The sequence below is a fragment of the Pseudonocardia charpentierae genome (assembly GCF_031845345.1).
Classification (GTDB): domain Bacteria; phylum Actinomycetota; class Actinomycetes; order Mycobacteriales; family Pseudonocardiaceae; genus Pseudonocardia; species Pseudonocardia charpentierae.
Window position 1 is genome coordinate 1 of the sequence record NZ_JAVREJ010000125.1, and the last position, 300, is coordinate 300.

At 68.7% G+C, this 300-nt stretch carries 1 protein-coding gene; it reads right to left on the reverse strand.

Annotated features, from left to right (window positions below; genetic code table 11):
• On the reverse strand, positions 1–226 hold a 226-nt coding region (locus RM445_RS32155; protein ID WP_311560627.1), incomplete at its 3' end, for an NAD(P)H-binding protein.
• Positions 227–300 lie beyond the last annotated feature (74 nt).

A 300-nucleotide genomic window follows, 5' to 3' on the forward strand; every position in this document is an offset into this window, starting at 1 on the left:
GCTCACCGATCGCGGTCAGCTCATGGACGATGAGCTCGGGCTGCGCCCTGCCGACCGCCTCGGCGACCCGATCGCGGTCGAGTGCGTCCGCCACCACCGGCACCGCGCCCAACTCGTGCAGCATGGCATGCTTCGCCTCGCTGCGGGTCATGCCGTGAACCTCATGGCCCGCCGCGACCAGACGCGGCACCAGCTGCTGCCCGATCGCTCCGGTCGCTCCTGCCACGAACACTCTCATCATCAACTCCCTCGGTCGGGGACACCCTGTTCACCTGAAGACGACGCAGCAGCCCTGGCTGT